Below are 21,450 nucleotides of genomic sequence, written 5' to 3' on the forward strand. Positions count from 1 at the left end.
ACGGGGGTCACGCACGGGGTTAGGTCGGCCTTGGTTGCGGGCCCCCGGAAATAGGTCACACTCGTGTTGTGGAAAACGAGGACCGGAGCACGCGGCACCGCGTCACCGCCCTCCTCCTGGAGCACGGCCCGCAGACCGCCTCCGAGCTGGCGGGCCGCCTCGGCGTGTCACCCGCCGCCGTCCGCCGCCACCTCGACGCCCTGCTGGTGACCGGCCGGATCGAGGAGCGCCAGGGCGCGCCGGGCGCCGGCGGCGGTCAGCGCGGCCGCGGTCGCCCCGCCCGCTACTACCACCTGACCGAGGTCGGCCGGTCGACCTTCCCGCACGCCTACGACGACCTCGCGCTCACCGCGCTGCGGCACATCGCCGCCTCACAGGGCCCGGCCGCCGTGCGCGCCGTCGCCGAGGCGCAGCTGTCCGGTCTGGAGCAGCGCTGCTCGACCGCGGTCGAGCAGGCCACCGCCGGCCGCGGCGGCGCCCCGGTGGACCGCGCCCAGGCGCTCGCCGCCGCCCTGACCGCCGAGGGCTACGCTGCCGCGGCCTCGACCATCGCCGGCGGGGGTCAGCTCTGCCAGCACCACTGCCCGGTGGCGCACGTCGCGGCGGAGTTCCCCCAGCTGTGCGAGGCCGAGACGGCGGTCATCGGCCGGCTCGTCGGCACCCACGTGCAGCGGCTGGCCACGATCGCCCACGGCGACGGGGTGTGCACCACGCACATCCCGGGACCACTCCTGTCCGGCCCCGCACGGGGCGGCGGGGAACACAGCCGACCGGGGAACAGACCGGCCCCGGCACGCCCTGTACCAGGTGACCGGAGCGCGCCCCGCGCACGCGCGGGCGCCCCGTCCACCAGCAGTTCCACCCTCATGCTCGACCGCGAGAGGACGTCCGCATGACCAGCACCCAGCAGCCCGTGCCGCTGACCCAGGACGAGCAGATCGACCAGCTCGGCCGCTACCAGTTCGGCTGGGCGGACGCCGACGTCGCCGGCGCCACCGCGCGCCGCGGCATCGACGAGGACGTCGTCCGCAACATCTCCCAGCTGAAGAACGAGCCGGAGTGGATGCTCGAGCGCCGGCTCAAGGCCCTCAAGCTCTTCGGCCGCAAGCCCATGCCCGACTGGGGCTCGGATCTCTCCGGCATCGACTTCCAGAACATCAAGTACTTCGTGCGCTCCACCGAGGCCCAGGCCGCCTCGTGGGAGGAGCTGCCCGAGGACATCAAGAACACCTACGACAAGCTGGGCATCCCGGAGGCCGAGAAGCAGCGACTGATCTCCGGTGTCGCGGCCCAGTACGAGTCCGAGGTCGTCTACCACAAGATCCGTGAGGACCTCGAGGAGCAGGGCGTCCTCTTCCTCGACACCGACACCGCGCTCAAGGAGCACGAGGACCTCTTCAAGGAGTACTTCGGCTCGGTGATCCCGGCCGGCGACAACAAGTTCGCCGCGCTGAACACCGCGGTGTGGTCGGGCGGCTCGTTCATCTACGTGCCCAAGGGCGTCCACGTCGAGATCCCGCTGCAGGCCTACTTCCGGATCAACACCGAGAACATGGGCCAGTTCGAGCGGACCCTCATGATCATCGACGAGGGCGCCTACGTGCACTACGTCGAGGGCTGCACCGCGCCGATCTACAAGTCGGACTCGCTGCACTCCGCGGTCGTCGAGATCATCGTCAAGAAGAACGCCCGCTGCCGGTACACGACCATCCAGAACTGGTCGAACAACGTCTACAACCTGGTCACCAAGCGGGCGATCGCCCACGAGGGCGCGACCATGGAGTGGGTCGACGGCAACATCGGCTCCAAGGTGACGATGAAGTACCCGGCGGTCTGGATGACCGGCGAGCACGCCAAGGGCGAGGTGCTCTCCATCGCCTTCGCCGGCGAGGGCCAGCACCAGGACGCCGGCGCCAAGATGGTGCACGCGGCGCCGAACACCTCGTCGAACATCATCAGCAAGTCGGTGGCGCGCGGCGGTGGCCGCACCTCCTACCGCGGCCTGGTGCAGATCGACGAGGGCGCCCACGGCTCCCGCTCGACGGTGAAGTGCGACGCGCTGCTGGTCGACACGATCAGCCGCTCGGACACCTACCCCTACGTCGACGTCCGCGAGGACGACGTCTCCATGGGTCACGAGGCGACGGTCTCCCGCGTCAGCGAGGACCAGCTCTTCTACCTGATGAGCCGCGGCATGACCGAGGACGAGGCGATGGCGATGGTCGTGCGCGGCTTCGTCGAGCCGATCGCCCGGGAGCTGCCGATGGAGTACGCCCTCGAGCTCAACCGCCTGATCGAGCTGCAGATGGAAGGTGCCGTCGGCTGATGCCGGACAGCAACGAGACCAGCACCACGCTCGCCGGCGAGCTGTTCGCCCCCGGTGTCGGCGCCCAGGCCGGCCCGCCGACCACCCCCGCGGCCGGTACCGGCACCGCGGGGGAGGCGGCGCCCGGCGCGCACAGCCACGGCGGGCCCGCCCCGACCGGCTCCCCGGCCGAGCGGTTCACCTCCCTCGACCCCGAGGCGTTCGGCGAGCCGACCGGCCGTGAGGAGGACTGGCGCTTCACCCCGATGCGCCGCATCCGCCCGCTGCTGACCGGCGCCGACACCGGTGCCCGTCCGCAGTGGGAGGCCGACCTGCCCGACGGCGTCGAGCTGACCTCCGTCGAGGCCGGCGACCCCGTGGTCAAGGGGCTGCCCGAGCCGGTCGACCGGCTCGCGGCCCTGACCCGCCAGCGCAGCGGGGGTGCCGCCGTCGTCCGCGTGCCGGCCGAGGCGCAGCTCGACCGCCCGGTCACCCTGCGCCTGACCGGCACCGGCTCCGACGACGTCGTGTGGGGCCAGCTCGTCGTCGAGGTCGGCGCCTACGCGAAGGCGACCGTCGTCCTGGACCACAGCGGCCTCGCCCGGTACTCCGGCGGGGTCTCGGTCCTGGCGGGCGACGGCGCCCAGGTCACGCTCGTGTCCGTGCAGGACTGGGCGCCGGGCAGCGTGCACGCCGGCCAGTACGACACCGTCGTCGGCCGCGACGCGACCGTCGGCCAGGTCGTGGTGACCCTCGGCGGAGACCTCGTCCGGCTGGTCAGCAACGTGACCTACGCCGGCCCGGGCGGGTCCGCGGAGCTCTCCGGCGTGTACTTCGCCGACGAGACCCAGCACCAGGAGCACCGGCTCTGGGTCGACCACGCGGTGCCGAACTGCCGCAGCGACGTCCTCTACAAGGGCGCGCTGCAGGGCGAGGAGGCGCACACGGTCTGGGTCGGCGACGTCCGGATCCGTCCGGCCGCCACCGGCACCGAGACCTACGAGCTCAACCGCAACCTCGTGCTCACCGACGGCGCCCGCGCCGACTCGGTGCCGAACCTGGAGATCGAGACCGGCGAGATCGTCGGCGCCGGTCACGCCAGCGCCACCGGCCGGTTCGACGACGAGCAGCTGTTCTACCTCTGCTCGCGCGGCATCGACGCCGAGACCGCCCGCCGCCTGGTGGTCCGCGGCTTCTTCGCCGACGTCGTCCAGCGGATCGGCATCCCCGAGCTGCAGGACCGGCTCATGGGCTCGGTCGAGGCCCGCCTCGGCGCGCTCCCCGGGCTGGCAGAGCAGCCCGTGGAGGTCTGATGGCCTTCACCCGTCTCTGCTCGCTGGCCGACGTCAAGGAGCCCGGCGCGCTGCGCGTCGAGCTGTCGGACGTCGGCATCGCGGGCGACCGCGAGGCGATCGCCGTCGTCCGCTTCGAGGGCGAGGTCTTCGCCATCGAGGACGTCTGCTCGCACGCCGAGGTCGCCCTCTCCGAGGGCGACGTCGAGGAGTTCAAGGGCGCCCCGACCATCGAGTGCTGGCTGCACGGGTCGTGCTTCGACCTGACCAGCGGCCGCCCCACCAACCTGCCGGCCACCGAGCCGGTCCCCGTCTACCCGGTCCGCGTGGACGGCGACGACGTGTTCGTCGACGTCGACACCCCGATCGGCAACTGAGGAGCGAGAACAGTGTCCGTGCTCGAGATCCGCGACCTGCACGTCAGCGTCGGCGAGGGCGACGAGGCCAAGGAGATCCTCCGCGGCGTCGACCTCACCATCCGCTCCGGCGAGACCCACGCGATCATGGGCCCCAACGGGTCGGGCAAGTCGACCCTGGCCTACTCGATCGCCGGTCACCCGAAGTACACCGTGACCAGCGGCTCGGTGACCCTCGACGGCGAGGACGTCCTCGCCATGAGCGTCGACGAGCGCGCACGCGCGGGGCTCTTCCTGGCCATGCAGTACCCGGTCGAGGTGCCCGGCGTCTCGGTGTCGAACTTCCTCCGCACCGCCGCCACCGCGGTGAAGGGCGAGGCCCCGAAGCTGCGCACCTGGGTCAAGGACGTCAAGACCGAGATGGCCGGCCTGGAGATGGACCCCGCGTTCGCCGAGCGCAACGTCAACGAGGGCTTCTCCGGCGGTGAGAAGAAGCGCCACGAGATCCTGCAGATGCGGTTGCTCAAGCCGAAGATCGCCGTCCTCGACGAGACCGACTCCGGACTCGACGTCGACGCGCTGCGGATCGTCTCCGAGGGCGTCAACCGCACCCGCGAGGACAGCGACCTCGGCGTCCTGCTGATCACGCACTACACGCGGATCCTGCGCTACATCAAGCCGGACTTCGTGCACGTGTTCGTCGCCGGCCGGTTCGTCGAGGAGGGTGGGGCCGAGCTCGCCGACAAGCTGGAGAGCGAGGGCTACGCCGCCTACGTCAAGGACTCGGCCGAGCAGGCCGCCTCGGAGGCTGCGTCCGCATGACCCAGACGGTCTCGCGTCCCGGCTCCGGGGCGCAGCAGAAGCCCCTCCCGCTGGACGTCGAGGCGATCCGGGCGGACTTCCCGATCCTGTCCCGCACCGTGCGCGACGGGAAGCGGCTGGTCTACCTCGACTCCGGGGCGACCTCGCAGAAGCCGCGCAGCGTCCTGGACGCCGAGCGCTGGTTCTACGAGAACGTCAACGCCGCGCCCCACCGCGGCGCGCACCAGCTCGCGGAGGAGGCGACCGGCGCCTACGAGGAGGCCCGCTCGACGATCGCGCGCTTCATCGGCGCCCGTACCGACGAGGTCGTCTTCACCCGCAACAGCACGGAGTCGATCAACCTGGTCGCCTACGCGCTGTCCAACGCCGCGACGGCGAAGGAGCCGGAGTTCCGCCGGTACGCCGTCGGCCAGGGCGACGAGATCGTCGTGACCGAGATGGAGCACCACGCCAACCTGGTGCCCTGGCAGCAGCTGTGCGAGCGCACCGGGGCGACCCTGCGCTGGCTCGGGCTCACCGACGACGGCCGGCTCGACCTCTCCGACCTGGCCACGGTGGTCAACGAGCGGACCAAGCTCGTCGCCGTCACCCAGCAGTCGAACATCCTGGGCACGATCAACCCGCTCGGCGGGATCGTCGCCCGCGCCCGCGAGGTCGGCGCGCTGGTCCTGGTCGACGGCGCCCAGTCGGTGCCGCACCAGCCGGTCGACGTCACCGAGCTCGGCGCGGACTTCCTCGTGTTCTCGGGGCACAAGATGCTCGGGCCCACCGGGGTCGGCGTCCTCTGGGGCCGCTACGACGTGCTCGACGCGCTGCCGCCGTTCCTCACCGGCGGCTCGATGATCGAGGTCGTGCGGATGGAGGGCAGTTCCTTCATGCCGCCGCCGCAGCGCTTCGAGGCCGGCGTCCCGATGACCGCGCAGGTGATCGGCCTGGCCGCCGCCGTCGAGTACCTGGAACGGCTCGGGATGGACGACGTCCAGGCCCACGAGGAGGCGCTCACCGCCTACGCGCTCGACCGGCTGGCGGAGATCCCCGGCGTCACCGTGATCGGCCCGCCCGACACCGTGGCGCGCGGCGGGGCGATCTCGTTCACCGTCGAGGGCATCCACCCGCACGACGTCGGCCAGGTGCTCGACGACCAGGGCATCGCCGTCCGGGTGGGGCACCACTGCGCCTGGCCGGTGGTGCGCCGCTACGGCGTCCCGGCCACCACGCGGGCCACGTTCTACGTGCACACCGGCTACGACGACATCGACGCGCTGGCCGACGGCATCCGGAAGGCGCAGCAGTTCTTCGGTGTTGTGCCTGCCGAGGAGGCCTGATCCCACGATGCAGCTCGAGGCGATGTACCAGGAGATCATCCTGGACCACTACCGGAACCCGCACGGCCGCGGACTGCGCGAGCCGTTCGAGGCCGAGGTGCACCACGTCAACCCCACCTGCGGTGACGAGGTGACCCTGCGCGTGCACCTGGAGGGGGACACGATCGCCGACGTCTCCTACGAGGGGATGGGCTGCTCGATCAGCCAGGCGTCGGTCTCGGCCATGTACGACCTGGTCATCGGCAAGTCCGTGCTCCAGGCGCTGGAGACCGGTGACCACTTCATGACGCTGATGCAGGCCAAGGGCGACCCGTCCGTGGCCGAGAAGCTCGAGGACGAACTGGAGGACGCCGTGGCGTTCGCCGGCGTCTCCAAGTACCCCGCGCGGATCAAGTGCGCGCTGATGAGCTGGATGGCCCTCAAGGACGCCAGCGCCCGAGCACTGGGAGCCCAGTCATGAGCGAGACCACCGAGACCACCACGCCGGCCGAGACCCCGGCCGAGCTGCCGGCGTACAAGTCGGCGCTCCTCGAGGACCTCGAGGAGGCGATGCGCGACGTCGTCGACCCGGAGCTCGGCGTGAACGTCGTCGACCTGGGCCTGGTCTACGGGCTCGACGTCGACGACAACAACGTCGCCGTCATCGACATGACGCTGACCTCGGCGGCCTGCCCGCTGACCGACGTCATCGAGGACCAGGCCCGCACCGCACTCACCGGCGGCCCGGGCCCCGGCCTGGTCGACGACATCCGGATCAACTGGGTCTGGATGCCGCCGTGGGGCCCGGACAAGATCACCGACGACGGCCGCGAGCAGCTGCGCGCCCTCGGCTTCCGCGTCTGATCCCCGAGGCATGGGATCCCATGCCCATGTCGTGGAGCTGCTGACGTGGGCATGGGATCCCATGCCTCGCGCTCTCAGCGCATGTCGGCGACCCGCTCGGCGAAGCCACCGACCGGACGGAGCTCGCGGCGGGCCCCCAGCGCGAGCAGCGCGGTGCCCACGACCAGGGCGCCGGCGAGCGGCAGCGGGAGCGCCGTGACGGCCAGCCCGACCGCCAGCGCGACGGCGGTACCCGCGCCCACCAGCAGTGGGGTCCGGACGCCCGCGGCCGCACCGCCGACCATCACTCCCGCGGCGGCAGCCAGCACCAGCAGCGGGCGCAGCACGCCGGGCGCGGCCACGGCGAGCACCACCGACGGGACGGCGGCCACGAGCAGCCCGGGCGCCCAGGCCGGTTGCGACGGCCCCGACCGCAAGCGTGGGCCTGCGGCCAGGAGCAGCCCCGCGGCGGCCGGCAGCGTGTAGGCCTCCACGGCGCCGGTCCCGGCCGAGGCTGCGAGCACCCAGGCCGCGAGCACGAGCTGCGCGGCGCCCGCCGTACGGGCCGGGCCGCCGGCCCCGGTGACGCGGCGGTGCACCTGCACCGCCCACAGCCAGGTCAGCAGTCCCTGCGCCGCGAGGTGGGCGGCGAGCCGGCTCGGCGACCCGGTCGCGGCGGCGAACCCGAGGGCGGCCACTGCGGCGACCGCCCCGGTTCCCGTCGTCCGCCCGCGGGTGCCCGCGGCGAGACCCGCCGCGCCGGCCAGCGCGACGGCGTAGAGCACCGACAGCACCACCGCCGCGCCCTCCGGGCGCAGCATCCCGGCCGGGACGGCCAGGGCCGCCGCCGCCGCGAGGCAGCCCACCGCGGCGGGCAGAGCGGCGGGCCGGTCCTCCCGCCGCCACCGCGCGACCAGGACGGCGGGGAGGGCCGTCAGCACCAGCAGGAGCGCGAGCTCCGCCCAGGCGGTGTCGACCAGGAGCTGGACGAGCGCGGACGCCAGCAGCACCGCGCCCGCCGCGAGCGCCGCCGGCAGGAGGAGTCCGCGCCGCCAGCCGTCCAGGAGCGCCGCGGCGCCCGCGGCCAGCAGCACTCCCGTGTACCCGGCCAGCACCGCGCTGGCGGGGCTCCCCGACAGGGCGCCGGCGACGGCTGCCCCGGCGACACCACCGGCCAGGACCGGGATCGCCCGCGGCGGGCCGAGGAGCGGGGAGACAGACGGCTCGAGGCGGACGACCAGCAGTCCGGCCGCGGCGACGACGGTCAGCGCGGCGGAGATCCCGGCGCCGACGCCGGCCGACCAGGCGGCGCCGGTGCCCCCGGCCACGCCGAGCACCCACCAGGGCACGGTGGTGACCAGCGCGATCTTGGCGAGCGTGGTGCGCGCGCCGAGAACGACGGCGAGGCCTCCGAGCGCCAGGGTCAGCAGGACACAGGTCCGCAGCACGCCCGCCGGGACGTCGGCCGCGGCGCGCACGGCGGCGAGCTGCACCACCGCCCAGGCACCGAGCGGCCAGGTCAGCGGTCCGGGCTGGAGCCGGGCGACCCCGACGAGGACCAGAGCCAGCACCGCCGGCCCGGCGGGGCTGCCGGGGAAGGGACCGCCGTCGGCCACACCGGCGACCGCGAGGGCCACGGCCACCGCGGCCAGCGTCTCCCGCGTCCCGGAGAGGTCCCGGCGGGACGCCCAGGCCGAGGCCGTGCCGGCGGCGAGCGCGCCGAGGAGCAGCCCGCCGGTGGCGCCCCCGGTCGCGACGGCCCCCGCGACCAGCAGGACCGCGCCGACGGCGAGCAGCACCTGTGGCGGCCGAACACGGGAGGAGAGGGCCGGCACGCGGTCCACGCTAGGGCCGCCGGCGGTCGGCGGCAGGCCGGCCTCAGCCCATCTGCGCCACCCAGGCCACGGCCTCGCGGCCCTGCTGCAGACGGCGCTCGTACGTCGCGCCCAGCAGCAGCAGGACGAGCGCGACCGAGCTCAGCGTGATCCAGAGCGGCAGCAGCGGCGCGTAGGGGGCCAGCCGGCCGAGCACGACCCAGGCCAGCGCGGCCGCGCCCAGCACGAAGGGCGCCTGGCGGTGGACGAACGCACCCAGCCCGGTTGCCGCGCCCGCGGCGACGACGACCAGCACGAAGCGCACGGCGGAGGGCTCGGCCACCGCGGCCAGCGCCGACGGCAACAGGGCGACCCCGACCGCCGCGCCCTCCCCGGACCACGACGGGGCACCGGCCCGCAGCCCGGGCAGCGCCACGAGCAGCAGCCCCAGCGCGGCGGGGAGCGTGTAGGCCTCGACCGTCTCGACGCCCGCTCCGCCGAGAGCGATCCAGCTCGCTCCCACGAGGTCGGCCACGGCGAGGACGGCGACCGGACGGCGGTCGGCGACCAGCCCGTAGGCGACCGCCGCGGCGCCGACGACCGTCAGCTGGACGGCGACCTGCCCCCAGGCCCCGGTGGACGACGTCGTCAGCCCGGCGAGGACGCCGGCACCTGCGCCGGCGACGGCAGCCACCCGTTCCTCGGGCCGGCCGGCCCGCGTGGCGGCGACTCCGAACGCGAGGGCCCCGGTGACGGCGAGCAGCAGCCCGGCCGCGGTCCGGCTGACGGCGCCGCCCTCGGCCGCGAGGAGTGCGGCGGCCATCGGCGCGGCGAGGGCTGTGCCGACCGACGGTGAGCGCAGCCGCGGCAGGCGGACCGCGGCCAGGCCGGCGGGTACCGCGGCGGCGAGGACCAGCGGCGCGAGCGCGGCGAACCGCTCGTCGTCCAGCAGCAGGGCGGCACCGCCGAGGGCGAGCGTGCCGCCGGCCCCGGCCGCGACGGCCAGGGCGACGGGGAGGCGGGCGACCAGCACCGCGACGGTCAGCAGCACCAGCCCCGCCGCGGCGGCTGCGACCGCACCCCCGGGGCCGCCCGAGTCCAGCGAGCCGGTGGCGGCGACCGCGGGCACCGCCGCGGCGATCCCCGCCCACGGCACGGCGTCGGGCAGCGCGGCGGCCAGCCGGGGCTGCCGGCCCACCAGCAGGGCGGCCGCCCCCGCCGCGAGCAGCAGGACGGTCGCCGTCCACGACGGCCCGGGCGGCCGCTCCCAGGCCACGGCGACACCCAGCAGCGCCCCGCCGGCCGCGGCCAGGGCGGCGAGGACCCGCACGACCGGGTGCAGCAGCGGGCGGACGGCGAGCAGCGCCAGCAGGTCCGCGCCGGCCAGAGCCAGCAGGACCGCGACCCCGGCCGGGCCGTCGAGCGCGCCGTCGGGCAGGAGCAGGAGGGGCACGGGCTGGGCGGCGAGCAGGGCGCCCAGGGGCCAGGTCACCGTGCTGCGGGTGATCCTGCCCAGCACGAGGGCCACGGCCATCACCACCGCGCACGACACCGCCGACCACAGCCGGAGCGGCACGTCGTCGAGCGACCCCAGCCCCAGCGCGTGCGCCGCACCCAGGTCGACGGCGAGCAGGGCCGTCCCGGCGGCGGCCAGCGCCTCCTCGGTGGCCCGCAGCCCCCGCCGCGCCGTCCAGGCGGAGGCGCCGCACAGCGCGGCCGTCACCGCGAGCAGGACGGCGGCCTGCCCGCCGACACCGAGCCGGCTCCACGTCACCGCGACGAACGCCAGGGCACCGGCGACGAGGAGGACGGCGCCCAGGCCGAGCAGCACCTGCTGCGGGCTGAGCCGTCGGGCCGGTCGCGGCTCGTCGTCCCAGGGGCTGCCGTCCGACCACGGAGAGATCGGGGCCGGTGGCGGCGGTGGCGGTGGCGGGGCCTGCGGGAAGGGCGCCGGCAGCGGCGGCGACCAGGGCGCGAGCGCCGGCCCGGGAGCGGCCGCGCGCAGGGTCGCGAGCAGCCGGTCGCGGTCGCGGCTCAGCTCGCCGATGGTCGCGCCGATGCGGGCGACGACGAGCGCCGCCTCGGCGACCGCGGGCAGGCCGCAGCCCGGACACGGCGCCGGCCCGGACCCGCCGGCCGGCCGGCCGCAGACGGGGCAGGGCAGCGGAGGAGGACCGGTCATGAACGGCATGGTGGCCGGTACGGACCCGCGCCGACACCGGACCGGCCGTCCTGTGGACAGGGGGACTGCAGTGGATGTCACCCGCATTGCGGTCGAGGAGACGCCCTCGGAGCGCCTACCCTGGGATCAGTGATCACGACCACCGGCCTGGAGCTGCGCGCCGGTGCCCGCATCCTCATCAGCGGCGCCGACCTCCGCGTGCAGCCCGGCGACCGGATCGGACTGGTCGGGCGCAACGGCGCCGGCAAGACCACGACGCTCACCACCCTCGCCGGCGAGCGCGTCCCGCACGCCGGCAAGGTGGACGTCACCGGGGAGCTCGGCTACCTCCCGCAGGACCCGCGCAGCGGCGACCTCGACATCACCGCCAGCGACCGGGTGCTGTCCGGCCGCGGGCTCGACGTCCTCAAGACACAGCTGACCAAGGCGCAGGTCGCCATGGCCGAGCCGGCCGACGACGCCGAGCGGGACAAGGCGGTTCGCCGCTACGGCCGCCTCGAGGACCAGTTCGCGGCCATGGGCGGGTACGCCGCCGAGAGCGACGCGGCCCGGATCTGCACGAACCTCGGCCTGCCCGACCGCGTCCTCGAGCAGCCGCTGCGCACGCTCTCCGGTGGTCAGCGCCGCCGGGTCGAGCTCGCCCGCATCCTCTTCTCCGACGCCGACACGCTGCTGCTCGACGAGCCGACCAACCACCTCGACGCGGACTCGATCGTCTGGCTCAAGAGCTTCCTGGCCAGTCACAAGAGCGGCCTGGTCGTGATCAGCCACGACGTCGAGCTGCTCGAGGCCGTCGTCAACAAGGTCTGGCACCTGGACGCCAACCGGGCCACCGTCGACGTCTACAACCTCGGCTGGAAGCGCTACCTGGACGCCCGCGAGACCGACGAGCGCCGTCGCAGGGCCGAGCGGGCGAATGCCGAGAAGAAGATCGACGCGCTCACCTCGCAGGCGGACAAGATGCGCGCCAAGGCCACGAAGGCCAAGGCCGCGCAGAGCATGGACAAGCGCGCCCAGCGCCTCGCCGCCGGCCTCGAGGCCGTGCGCACGCAGGACCGGGTGGCGAAGCTGCGCTTCCCGACCCCGGCGCCCTGCGGCCGCACCCCGCTCACCGCCGAGCACCTGAGCAAGAGCTACGGTTCGTTGGAGATCTTCACCGGCGTCGACCTGGCCATCGACAAGGGCACCCGGGTCGTCGTCCTCGGCTTCAACGGCGCCGGGAAGACGACGTTGCTGCGGATGCTGGCCGGCACCGAGACGCCTGACACCGGCGAGGTCAAGGCCGGGCACGGGCTGCGGATCGGCTACTACGCGCAGGAGCACGAGACCATCGACATGGACCGCACCCTGCTCGAGGTGATGCAGTCGGCGGCGCCGGACTCCACCGCGACCGAGCTGCGGCGGATCCTCGGCGCGTTCCTGTTCTCCGGCGAGGCGGTCGACCAGCGCGCCGGCACGCTGTCCGGCGGTGAGCGGACCCGGCTGGCGATGGCGACGCTCGTGGTCTCGGGCGCCAACGTGCTGCTGCTCGACGAGCCGACCAACAACCTCGACCCGGCCAGCCGCGAGCAGGTGTTGGACGCGCTGCGCACCTACGCCGGGGCGATCGTGCTCGTCACGCACGACGAGGGCGCCGTCCGGGCGCTCAACCCCGACAAGGTGATCATCCTGCCCGACGGCACGGAGGACACCTGGAGCGAGGACCTGGCCGACCTGGTCTCGCTCGCCTGACCGTCACCTCTCGGACCAGACCCCGAGCTCGGTGCCGTCGGGATCGGTGAAGTGGAACCGGCGGCCGCCGGGGAACCCGTAGGGCCCGGCGACGACCCGCCCGCCCGCCGCCGTCACGGCGGCCACGGTGGCGTCCAGGTCGGCCGAGAACAGCAGCACCAGCGGGCCGCCGCCGGTCCGGACGGAGTCGTCCCGGCGCAGGCCGCCGGACTCCTCGGGGCCGCGGCGGGCGTCTCGGAAGCCGGCGTAGTCCGGGCCGTAGTCGGTGAACTCCCAGCCGAAGGCGTCGGCATAGAAGCGCTTGGCCCGGTCGAGGTCGGTGACCGTCAGCTCGACGTAGTCGATGGCGTGGTGGCGCTGCGGGGCGGGTGCGGTGCCGTCTCCTGACATGCCGGCATCGTGCCGGGCGGGTACGACGGAACGGGCTCGCCGGGCTCGCCGCGCGCGCTCGTGACCGCTGGGTGATCATGTGTCGCGGGATGCCGTGGTCAGCGGGACGGCGGCGCCAAGGGGACGAGCAGCCGTCCGGACCGGGGCATGTGCGCCGGTGGTGGTGGGCTGCTGACGGAGGGGAGTCATGGCCGACTCGAGCACGGCGGACCTCGGCAAGGGCAAGCGCATCACCGGCGGGGACCGCACCTCCCTGGCCGACGACCTCCGCAAGCGGTACGACGGCGGGGAGAGCATCCGGTCGCTGGCCGCCTCCACCAACCGCTCCTACGGCTTCGTGCACCGGCTCCTGTCGGAGTCCGGTGCCAGTCTGCGGAGTCGTGGAGGAGCGAACCGCAACGCGAAGAAGGAGGCGTGACCTCCGCCGGAGCCGATGCCGACGGCTGGGTGCGGACGGCGCGCGAGGGCGCCGTCCTTACCGTCACGCTCGACCGGGCCGACCAGCTGAACGCCCAGACGCCGGCGACCTGGGCGGCGCTGGCGGCGGTGGGCGCCTCGCTGGACGACGACGTGCGGGTGGTCGTCGTCCGCGGGGAGGGCCGGTCGTTCTCCGCGGGTCTGGACCGCAGCCTGTTCAGCGCCGACCCGTCGACGGCCGGTGGGCTCGGCGAGCTGGGGCGGATGCCGGCGGAGCTGGCCCAGGAGCGGATCCGGGGATACCAGGGCGGCTTCCGCTGGCTGCGCTCACCGGGGATCGTGTCGGTGGCCGCGGTGCAGGGCCACGCGATCGGCGCCGGTGCGCAGCTGGCGCTGGCCTGCGACCTGCGGGTGATGACCGAGGACGCCAGCCTCCGGCTGCCGGAGACGACGCTGGGCCTGGTCCCCGACCTCACCGGGACCAGCACGCTGGCGGAGCTGGTGGGCTACTCCCGGGCACTGGAGATCTGCCTGACCGGCCGGCCGGTCCCGGCGAGCGAGGCGTTCGCGCTGGGGATGGCGAACGCGGTCGTGCCGCGCGAGGGCCTGGACGACGCGGTGGCGCAGTTCGTGGCCGCCCTCACCGGCCCGCCGGTCGGTGCGGTCCGGGAGACCGCGGCCCTGGTGCGCTCCGCCGTCCGCAACGACCCGGCGACTCAGGACGCCGCCGAGCGGGCCGCGCAGGCCCGCCGGCTGGCCGAGCTCGCGGGAGGCTGAGCACCGGGGTGGAATCCTCGGTCGCCGAGCGTGGTTGGCGGCTACCGAGAGAGAAGGAGGTCGGAGCATGAACAACATGACCTCCATGGCGGCGATGCGGTCCTTCCGCCGCGACCCGTCCGTCACCGAGCGGCAGCTGCCGAAGGGCACCGTCCGCCGCATCCTGGGCATCGCGCGGCCCTACCGCCGCGAGCTGAGCTGGTTCCTGCTGCTGGTGGTGGGCTCGTCGCTGATCGGCGTCGTCACCCCGCTGCTGGCCGGCGACATCATCAACCGGATCGCGTCGCTGAAGGGCACGTCGGGCGACATCGTCCGCATCGCGCTGGTCATCGCCGGCCTGGCGGTGCTCGACGCGGGCATCTCCCTGGGCACCCGCTGGTTCTCCTCGCGGATCGGCGAGGGCGTCATCTACGACCTGCGCTCCCGGGTGTTCGAGCACGTCCAGCGGATGCCCGTCGCCTTCTTCACCCGCACGCAGACCGGTGCGCTGGTCAGCCGGCTGAACAACGACGTCATCGGGGCGCAGCAGGCGTTCACCTCGACCCTGTCGGGCGTGGTCTCCAACGTCATCGGCCTGGTGCTGACCGCCGGCGTGATGTTCAGCCTCTCCTGGCAGATCACCCTGCTGTCGCTGGTGATGGTGCCGCTGTTCGTGCTGCCCGCCCGCCGGATCGGCGCCCGGCTGCAGGAGATCACCCGGGAGTCGTACTCGCTCAACGCGTCGATGAACGCGACGATGACCGAGCGGTTCAACGTGGCCGGGGCGCTCCTGGTCAAGCTCTTCGGCCGGCCCACGGTGGAGGCCGAGGGCTTCCGCGGCCGGGCCGCCCGCGTCCGCGACATCGGCGTGCTGTCGGCGATGTACGGCCGCACCTTCTTCACCGCCCTCACGCTCGTCGCGGCGCTGGCCACCGCGCTCGTCTACGGGCTGGGCGGCACGCTCGCCTTCAACGGCTCGCTGAGCCCCGGGGACGTCGTCGCCCTGGCCCTGCTGCTGTCCCGGCTCTACGGGCCGCTGACGGCGCTGTCGAACGTCCGGGTCGACGTGATGAGCGCGATGGTCAGCTTCGACCGCGTCTTCGAGGTGCTCGACCTCCCGCCCATGATCCGCGAGGCCCCGGACGCCGTGCCGATCCCGGCCGACGACCGGTCCGTCGAGTTCGACTCCGTGTCGTTCAGCTACCCGGCGGCCTCCGACGTCTCCCTCCCGTCGCTGGAGGAGGTGTCGCTGCCCGAGCACGGCGGACCGACGGCGGTGCTGCACGACGTCTCCTTCCGCGTGGAGCCCGGCCAGCTGGTCGCCCTCGTCGGGCACTCCGGCGCCGGGAAGTCCACGATCGCCAACCTCGTCCCGCGGCTGTACGACGTCACCGACGGCGCGATCCGGGTCGGCGGGGTCGACGTCCGGCAGGCGACCCTGGACTCGCTGCGCGACTCGATCGGCGTCGTGAGCCAGGACGCGCACCTGTTCCACGACACGATCCGGGCCAACCTGCTCTACGCGCGCCCCGACGCCACGGAGGAGCAGGTCTGGGACGCCCTCACCGGGGCGCGGATCGCGGCGCTGATCGGGTCGCTGCCTGACGGGCTGGACACCGTGGTCGGCGACCGCGGCTACCGGCTCTCGGGCGGTGAGAAGCAGCGCCTGGCGATCGCCCGCGTGCTGCTCAAGGCACCGGGCGTCGTCATCCTCGACGAGGCGACCGCGCACCTCGACAGCGAGTCGGAGGTGGCCGTGCAGCACGCGCTGGACAGCGCGCTCGCCGGGCGGACGTCGCTGGTGATCGCCCACCGCCTGTCGACCATCCGGTCCGCCGATCGCATCCTCGTCGTCGACGGCGGTCGCATCGTGGAGTCGGGCACTCACGAGGAGTTGCTGGCACTCGGGAAGCGGTACGCGGAGCTCTACCGGACGCAGTTCGCCGACGGCGAGCGTCGAACGGTCGGCGCCGCCTGACCACTACCGTCCCTCTCGTCCCATCAGCACCACAGGGGGAAACCGTTGACCTCAGCACATCCGCAGGACGCGCAGATCCGCGCGCTGTACTCCGCGTTCCTCGAGGCCTGGAACCGGCGCAGCGGGGCGGCGGTGGCGTCCACGTTCGCCGACGACGGGGACATCGTCGGCTACGACGGCACCCACACCAGCGGGCGCCTGTCGATCGCCTCGGAGCTGCGCCGCGTCTTCAGCAGCCACCCGACGGCCACCTACGTGGGCCTGGTCCGCTCGGTCCGGCAGATCGCGCCGGGCGCGGCCGTGCTGCACGCCCACGCCGGGGTCATCCCGCCGGGCGAGGAGGACCTCGACCCGGTCCTGCACTGCCAGCAGACGGTCGTCGCGGTGGAGGAGGGGACCGGGCGCTGGAAGATCTCGCTCTTCCAGATCACCCCGGTCGCCTTCGCCGGCAAGCCCGCGGCCCGCGAGGCGCTCACCACCGAGCTGCGCGGCCTGCTCGCCGTCCGGTGAGCCGGGGCGCCGTCCTCGTCGACGCGGCCGGTCTCCTCGCGGAGCCCGGCCGCGTCGTGCTGCTCGACGTCCGCTGGGCCCTGGGCGACGACCGCGGTCGCGAGCGGTACCTCGACGGGCACCTGCCCGGCGCGGTCTTCGTCGACCTCGACACGGAGCTGGCGGACCCGCCGTCGCCGGCCGCCGGGCGGCATCCGATGCCGTCGCTACAGCGACTGCAGTCAGCCGCCCGCCGCTGGGGCATCCGGACCGGCGACCGGGTGGTGGCCTACGACGACAGCGGTGGGCTGGCCGCGGCCCGCGCCTGGTGGCTGCTGCGCTGGGCGGGGCTGACCGACGTCCGGCTGCTGGACGGCGGGCTCGCCGCGTGGCGCGCCGCGGGCGGGCCGGTGGAGACCGGCGACGTCGTCCCCGCGCCGGGAGACGTGACGCTGACCAGCGGCGGCATGCCGACCCTGACCGCCGACGAGGCCGCCGCCCTGCCGGCATCCGGCGGGGTGCTGCTGGACGCGCGGGCCGCCGAGCGCTACCGGGGCGAGGTGGAGCCGGTGGACCCGCGGGCCGGGCACGTCCCGGGCGCGCGGTCGGCACCGACCGCCGCCAGCATCGGTCCCGACGGCACGTTCCTTCCAGCCGCTGTACTGAGCGAGCGGTTCGCCGCGCTCGGTGCGGTGCCGGGTGCCCAGGTCGGCGTCTACTGCGGTTCCGGGGTGACGGCCGCGCACGAGGTCGCTGCCCTGGCGGCGGCCGGGGTCGAGGCCGCGCTCTGGCCGGGGTCGTGGTCGCAGTGGTCGGCCGACCCCGGGCGCCCGGTCGCCGTCGGCCCCGACCCGGGGCGCTGATCGCGCGCGGCACCGATGAGTACCGCCGCGGGCGGAGGTCTCCACCGCGGATCCCCTCCCGAGCAGACGGAGCGCACCGATGTCACGCACCCGCATCCACAACCTGACCATCTCGCTGGACGGCTTCGGCACCGGTGAGGGGCAGTCGCTGGAGACACCCTTCGGGCACGCCGGGCACCGGCTGCACGAGTGGATGATCGCCACCCGCTTCGGCGCGCCGATCGTGGGACGCGAGGGCGGCAGCGCCGGCGTCGACAACGCGTTGGCCCAGCAGCACGAGCCGGGGATCGGCGCCGAGATCATGGGCGCGAACAAGTTCGGCCCCCCGGGCTGGCAGGACGACGCCGACTGGACCGGCTGGTGGGGCCCGAACCCGCCGTTCCACACGCCGACGTATGTGCTCACCCACCGGCCCCGGCCGCCGATCGAGATGGAGGGCGGGACGACGTTCTTCTTCCTCGACACCTCGCCGGCCGAGGCCCTCGCCGTCGCGCGCGAGGGAGCGGCCGGCCAGGACGTGCGCATCGGTGGTGGCCCGACCGTTGCCCGCGACTTCATCGCGGCGGGGCTGGTGGACCACATCCACGTGGTGCAGGTGCCGATCGTGCTCGGCCGGGGGGTGCGGCTGTGGGACGGCCTGGAGGCCCTGGAGGCCGACTACGAGGTCGAGGCGGTCTCGACGCCCAGCGGCGTCACGCACCTCACCTTCAGCAGGCCCTGACCTCGCTCAGTGCAGGACCTTGAGCCCGATCACGCAGCCGACGATCCCGGCGACGAGCAGCAGCCGCAGCGCGCTCACCGGCTCCTCGCCGGTGACCATGGCGGCCAGCACGGTCAGTGTGGCGCCGATGCCGACCCAGACGGCGTAGGCGGTGCCGGTCGGCAGCTCGCGCAGGGCGAAGGCGAGCCCGGCCATGCTGAGCACCAGCGCGACGAGGAAGACCACGGAGGGCCACAGGCGGGAGAAGCCCTCGGAGCGGCCGAGCGCGGTGGCCCAGACCGACTCGAGGACGCCGGACAGGACGAGCACGAACCAGGACACGGGGAACCTCCACAGAGGTCGCCGTCTTGTCGCTGTCCGGGTACGGCGCCGCTCGTCCGGTGGACCGTGGGGTCCTCGCTCCAGGGTCGCACGCCCCGGGACCGTCAGCGGGAGAAGTGGGTCACCGGCCGCTCCTGCGCGACCCCGTCCAGCACGACGTCCACCGCCTCGTCGAGGAAGGCGACCAGCCCGGCGATCGGCAGCACCGCGGCGGCGGGGAAGTCGTAGCTCCAGGCGACGTCCGGTACGCCCGCCGCCGACCAGTAGCCGCTGGTGATGCCCTTGTACGGGCACTGGGTGCGGGTGTCGCTGGGCGTGAGGTGCTCGAACCGGACGTCGGTGCGCGGCAGGTAGTAGCGGGTGGGCAGGCCGGTCTCGAACAGCAGCACGGGCGACGACGTCTCGGCGAGGACGACGCCGTCCAGCTCGATCCGCACCCGCCGGGAGGAGCGCAGGGCGTCGACGCGGGAGTACGGGCTCCGGGGGTGGACGAACACCTCCTCGTCCTCCTCGAACCAGGCGTCCAGCGCCGACCACTCGAAGCGGAGGCACCCGGCGAGGGGCCCGTCGGTGTAGCACCAGCCGGCCGCCGGTCGGACGTCGTCGCCCACCCGCAGGCCGTACCGGCGGGCCCCGCCCAGCGGCCGGTTCTCGTCGACCTCCTCGTCCACGAGGACGGCGGGGTCGACGTCCTCACGGGGGACGTGGAACTGCGGGTACGGCGGCATCTCCCAGCCGTACCGGGCGCGGGTGCTGTCGAGGACGACGCGGTTCGCCAGCACCGCCCGGATCCGCCGCGGGACGGGCACGCTGTGGCCGACCGGCACGATCATCTCCGGGTAACCGCTCATGCCCCGATCCTGCCCCCTCAGGGGGTCAGGACTCGGGGCAGTTCTCGTCGATCCAGTCGCTCACGTCCTGGAACGCGGGACCGACGGTGGTCTCCGCTCCGGCGATGACGTCGACGGCCTGCTGCTCCGCGTCCGGCGCGGCGGGGTCGATCGCCGCCACCGCGTCCCGCAGCGCGGCGAACCCGTCGCGGGACGCCTGCCAGTCGGCGGCGATCTCGTCCGGGGGCTCGAGCGCGTCGAAGGCGTCCACGGCCTGCTGGAGGACCTCGGCGAACGCCGTGCTGCCCATCCCCTCGGCGTTGGTGAAGGCGTCGTCCACCTCGCCGAACAGCGCCTCGCCGTCGGTGCAGAAGTCCTCGAGGTCCGGGTCGATCGTCGGGCTCGCCGAGGTCGGAGCCGACGAGCTGCTCGAGGTCGAGGGGGTCGTCGCCGGGGCGGCGGAGCCGTCCACCTCGTCGCTGCAGCCGCTCAGCAGGAGGCCGGCGGCGAGGACGGCGGGCACGAGGTACGGGAGGGGTCGGCGCACCGCCCCACGCTATCCAGCAGGCGGCTGGACTGCCCGTTCGCCGCACCCCGCGTCGTACCGGTCCAGCAGGATCGCGGCGATCCGCGGGTCGGGAAGCAGCGGAGCGGTGACGACGTCGGCACCTGCCCCGGCCAGCTTGCCGGCGAAGTGGCCGGGGGCGAGCAGGTAGGCGGCGACCACCACCCGGTCCGCGCCCGCACCCCGGGCGGCGGCGACGGCCTCGGCGACCGGTGGCTGCGCGGCGGACCCGTAGCCGGTCGTGACCGGCCCGGCCCAGGAGCGCTGGAGCACGGCGGCCGTGCCCTCGACGTCGGCGACCGACCGTGGATCGCTCGAGCCGGCCGCAGCCAGCACGATCGCGGTGCGGGCGTCGTCGCGATCGGCGCCGGCGGCGAGCAGCCGGTCGGTGAGGACCTCGGCCAGCCGGGGGTCGGGACCGAGCGGCCGGGCGGCCACGACCCCGGCCGAACCGCGGACGGCGTCGGCGATGTCGACGTGCACGTGGTAGCCGCCGGAGAGCAGCAGCGGCACGACGACGGCCCGTCGGCCGTCGGCGGCCAGTCCGGCGACCACGTCGGCGACGGTCGGCGGCTGCACGTCGACGAAGGCGGCCGTGGTGTCGAGTCCGGGTCGCAGCTCCCGCGCGGCGAGCGCGAGCCCGGCGATCAGCCGCCGGCCGGTGGGGTTGCGGGTGCCGTGCGCGCAGGCGACGAGGACCGGGTCGGTCACAGCGACCGGGTGACGCCGCCGTCGACGGCGACCATGGTGCCCGTGACGTAGGAGGCGGCGGGGGAGAGGAGGAAGGCGGCCACCCGGCCGAACTCCTCCGGGCGGCCGACCCGGCGCAGCGGGATGCCGGCCTCGGTGCGGGCCCGGGCAGCGGCCGGGTCGCCGGTGGCGGTCTCGATGTCGGTGATCCGGTCGGTGGCGATCGTCCCCGGCAGGAGACCGAACACGCGGATGCCGCGGGGGCCCAGCTCGTCGGCGAGGGCCTTGGCGGTCATGGCCAGCCCGGGCCGCAGCCCGTTGGAGATCGCCAGGTGGGGGATCGGCTGGCGCACCGAGGTGGAGAGGACGAGCCCGATCGCGGCGCCGTCGCCGAGCACCGGGGCCAGCGCCCGGACCAGCCGCAGCGTGCCGAACAGCACCGAGTCGACGGCGGCCCGCCAGTCCTCCTCGGTGGACTCCAGCACGGTACCCGGGGCCGGGCCGCCGACGCTGATCAGCGCGCCGTCGACCCGGCCGAGGCGCTCACCGGTCACGGTCACCAGGTGCTCGGCGGCCCGGGCATCGGCCAGGTCCGCCGTCGTCCCGAAGGCCGCCGGTGCGCCGCCGAGCTCCTGGGCGGCGAGGGCGATCGACTCCGGTGTCCGGGAGCTGACCAGCACCCGGGCCCCGTCGTCGACGAGGGCCCGGGCGGTCGCGAACCCCAGTCCCCGGCTCGCGCCGGTGAGCAGGTAGCCGCGGCCGCCCAGGCCCAGGTCCACGA

23 protein-coding genes and 1 riboswitch are annotated in these 21,450 nt (G+C 74.5%); of the genes, 15 read left to right on the forward strand and 8 right to left on the reverse strand.

Going from position 1 to position 21,450, the window contains the following annotated elements:
• The first annotated feature begins 68 nt into the window (after positions 1–68).
• Genes N555_RS0112520 through N555_RS0112555 form a run of 8 tightly spaced genes read left to right on the forward strand, consistent with a single transcriptional unit; the run spans position 69 to position 6,943 of the window.
• The gene (locus N555_RS0112520; RefSeq protein ID WP_231502723.1) at positions 69–896 is read left to right on the forward strand and encodes a helix-turn-helix transcriptional regulator; all 828 of its coding nucleotides are present in this window, start codon (positions 69–71) and stop codon (positions 894–896) included.
• On the forward strand, positions 893–2,326 hold the full coding sequence (sufB, locus tag N555_RS0112525) for a Fe-S cluster assembly protein SufB (protein ID WP_029431832.1): 1,434 nt from the start codon (positions 893–895) through the stop codon (positions 2,324–2,326). Before N555_RS0112520 ends, sufB begins: the two co-directional genes overlap by 4 nt.
• A complete protein-coding gene (sufD, locus tag N555_RS0112530; protein WP_029431833.1) occupies positions 2,326–3,618 on the forward strand; it encodes a Fe-S cluster assembly protein SufD in 1,293 nt (430 codons plus the stop codon). The genes sufB and sufD overlap by 1 nt, the downstream gene beginning before the upstream one ends.
• Complete coding sequence (locus N555_RS0112535) at positions 3,618–3,974, forward strand: non-heme iron oxygenase ferredoxin subunit (RefSeq protein WP_029431834.1); 357 nt, start codon at positions 3,618–3,620, stop codon at positions 3,972–3,974. The genes sufD and N555_RS0112535 overlap by 1 nt, the downstream gene beginning before the upstream one ends.
• Before the next feature lie 12 nt (positions 3,975–3,986).
• Positions 3,987–4,775, forward strand: coding sequence for a Fe-S cluster assembly ATPase SufC (gene sufC, locus N555_RS0112540; RefSeq protein ID WP_034510341.1), 789 nt, complete (start codon positions 3,987–3,989; stop codon positions 4,773–4,775).
• Positions 4,772–6,100: a cysteine desulfurase gene (locus N555_RS0112545; RefSeq protein WP_051684027.1), complete on the forward strand. Its 1,329-nt coding sequence runs from the start codon at positions 4,772–4,774 to the stop codon at positions 6,098–6,100. The genes sufC and N555_RS0112545 overlap by 4 nt, the downstream gene beginning before the upstream one ends.
• Before the next feature lie 7 nt (positions 6,101–6,107).
• Positions 6,108–6,560: a Fe-S cluster assembly sulfur transfer protein SufU gene (sufU, locus tag N555_RS0112550; RefSeq protein ID WP_029431837.1), complete on the forward strand. Its 453-nt coding sequence runs from the start codon at positions 6,108–6,110 to the stop codon at positions 6,558–6,560.
• Positions 6,557–6,943, forward strand: a complete 387-nt coding sequence (locus tag N555_RS0112555) for a metal-sulfur cluster assembly factor (protein ID WP_029431838.1) — start codon at positions 6,557–6,559, stop codon at positions 6,941–6,943. The genes sufU and N555_RS0112555 overlap by 4 nt, the downstream gene beginning before the upstream one ends.
• Positions 6,944–7,017: 74 nt before the next feature.
• On the opposite strand, the gene N555_RS25940 is transcribed toward N555_RS0112555, so the two are convergent.
• Both N555_RS25940 and N555_RS0112565 read right to left on the reverse strand, forming a co-directional pair.
• On the reverse strand, positions 7,018–8,757 hold the full coding sequence (locus tag N555_RS25940; protein WP_156036343.1) for an SCO7613 C-terminal domain-containing membrane protein: 1,740 nt from the start codon (positions 8,755–8,757) through the stop codon (positions 7,018–7,020).
• 43 nt (positions 8,758–8,800) lie between these two features.
• Positions 8,801–10,918 (reverse strand): DUF2157 domain-containing protein, encoded by a 2,118-nt coding sequence (locus tag N555_RS0112565; protein ID WP_029431839.1) that lies wholly within the window; start codon positions 10,916–10,918, stop codon positions 8,801–8,803.
• A 129-nt stretch (positions 10,919–11,047) separates the two neighbouring features.
• Between N555_RS0112565 and N555_RS0112570 the strand changes: the two genes are divergently transcribed.
• Positions 11,048–12,649: an ABC-F family ATP-binding cassette domain-containing protein gene (locus tag N555_RS0112570; protein ID WP_029431840.1), complete on the forward strand. Its 1,602-nt coding sequence runs from the start codon at positions 11,048–11,050 to the stop codon at positions 12,647–12,649.
• 3 nt (positions 12,650–12,652) lie between these two features.
• On the opposite strand, the gene N555_RS0112575 is transcribed toward N555_RS0112570, so the two are convergent.
• On the reverse strand, positions 12,653–13,039 hold the full coding sequence (locus tag N555_RS0112575; RefSeq protein ID WP_029431841.1) for a VOC family protein: 387 nt from the start codon (positions 13,037–13,039) through the stop codon (positions 12,653–12,655).
• Positions 13,040–13,226: 187 nt separating this feature from the next.
• On the opposite strand from N555_RS0112575, the gene N555_RS0112580 reads away from it, so the two are divergent.
• The 6 genes from N555_RS0112580 (at position 13,227) to N555_RS0112605 (ending at position 18,263) form a co-directional block, all read left to right on the forward strand.
• Positions 13,227–13,457 carry a helix-turn-helix domain-containing protein gene (locus N555_RS0112580; protein ID WP_029431842.1) on the forward strand — a complete coding sequence of 77 codons (231 nt, stop codon included), beginning with the start codon at positions 13,227–13,229 and terminating at the stop codon, positions 13,455–13,457.
• The gene (locus N555_RS0112585) at positions 13,454–14,233 is read left to right on the forward strand and encodes an enoyl-CoA hydratase/isomerase family protein (RefSeq protein ID WP_029431843.1); all 780 of its coding nucleotides are present in this window, start codon (positions 13,454–13,456) and stop codon (positions 14,231–14,233) included. The genes N555_RS0112580 and N555_RS0112585 overlap by 4 nt, the downstream gene beginning before the upstream one ends.
• Positions 14,234–14,300: 67 nt before the next feature.
• Positions 14,301–16,190: an ABC transporter ATP-binding protein gene (locus tag N555_RS0112590; RefSeq protein WP_029431844.1), complete on the forward strand. Its 1,890-nt coding sequence runs from the start codon at positions 14,301–14,303 to the stop codon at positions 16,188–16,190.
• Positions 16,191–16,235: 45 nt separating this feature from the next.
• Positions 16,236–16,700, forward strand: a complete 465-nt coding sequence (locus tag N555_RS0112595; RefSeq protein ID WP_029431845.1) for an SgcJ/EcaC family oxidoreductase — start codon at positions 16,236–16,238, stop codon at positions 16,698–16,700.
• A complete protein-coding gene (locus N555_RS0112600) occupies positions 16,697–17,542 on the forward strand; it encodes a sulfurtransferase (RefSeq protein ID WP_029431846.1) in 846 nt (281 codons plus the stop codon). Before N555_RS0112595 ends, N555_RS0112600 begins: the two co-directional genes overlap by 4 nt.
• A 79-nt stretch (positions 17,543–17,621) precedes the next feature.
• Positions 17,622–18,263 carry a dihydrofolate reductase family protein gene (locus N555_RS0112605; protein WP_029431847.1) on the forward strand — a complete coding sequence of 214 codons (642 nt, stop codon included), beginning with the start codon at positions 17,622–17,624 and terminating at the stop codon, positions 18,261–18,263.
• 6 nt (positions 18,264–18,269) lie between these two features.
• Here the strand turns inward: N555_RS0112605 and N555_RS0112610 are convergent, their stop codons facing one another.
• The 5 genes from N555_RS0112610 to N555_RS0112630 form a co-directional block, all read right to left on the reverse strand.
• The gene (locus N555_RS0112610; protein WP_029431848.1) at positions 18,270–18,584 is read right to left on the reverse strand and encodes a DMT family transporter; all 315 of its coding nucleotides are present in this window, start codon (positions 18,582–18,584) and stop codon (positions 18,270–18,272) included.
• Positions 18,585–18,599: 15 nt separating this feature from the next.
• Positions 18,600–18,663: riboswitch (guanidine-III (ykkC-III) riboswitch) on the reverse strand.
• A gap of 25 nt (positions 18,664–18,688) precedes the next feature.
• Positions 18,689–19,435: a DUF427 domain-containing protein gene (locus N555_RS0112615; protein WP_029431849.1), complete on the reverse strand. Its 747-nt coding sequence runs from the start codon at positions 19,433–19,435 to the stop codon at positions 18,689–18,691.
• A gap of 25 nt (positions 19,436–19,460) precedes the next feature.
• Positions 19,461–19,961 (reverse strand): hypothetical protein, encoded by a 501-nt coding sequence (locus N555_RS0112620; protein ID WP_029431850.1) that lies wholly within the window; start codon positions 19,959–19,961, stop codon positions 19,461–19,463.
• Positions 19,962–19,970: 9 nt separating this feature from the next.
• Positions 19,971–20,690, reverse strand: coding sequence for a sirohydrochlorin chelatase (locus N555_RS0112625; RefSeq protein WP_051684028.1), 720 nt, complete (start codon positions 20,688–20,690; stop codon positions 19,971–19,973).
• The gene (locus N555_RS0112630; RefSeq protein WP_029431852.1) at positions 20,687–21,448 is read right to left on the reverse strand and encodes an SDR family oxidoreductase; all 762 of its coding nucleotides are present in this window, start codon (positions 21,446–21,448) and stop codon (positions 20,687–20,689) included. Before N555_RS0112630 ends, N555_RS0112625 begins: the two co-directional genes overlap by 4 nt.
• Positions 21,449–21,450 lie beyond the last annotated feature (2 nt).

It is taken from the genome of Blastococcus sp. URHD0036 (assembly GCF_000701365.1).
In the GTDB taxonomy this organism is placed as follows: Bacteria; Actinomycetota; Actinomycetes; order Mycobacteriales; family Geodermatophilaceae; genus Trujillonella.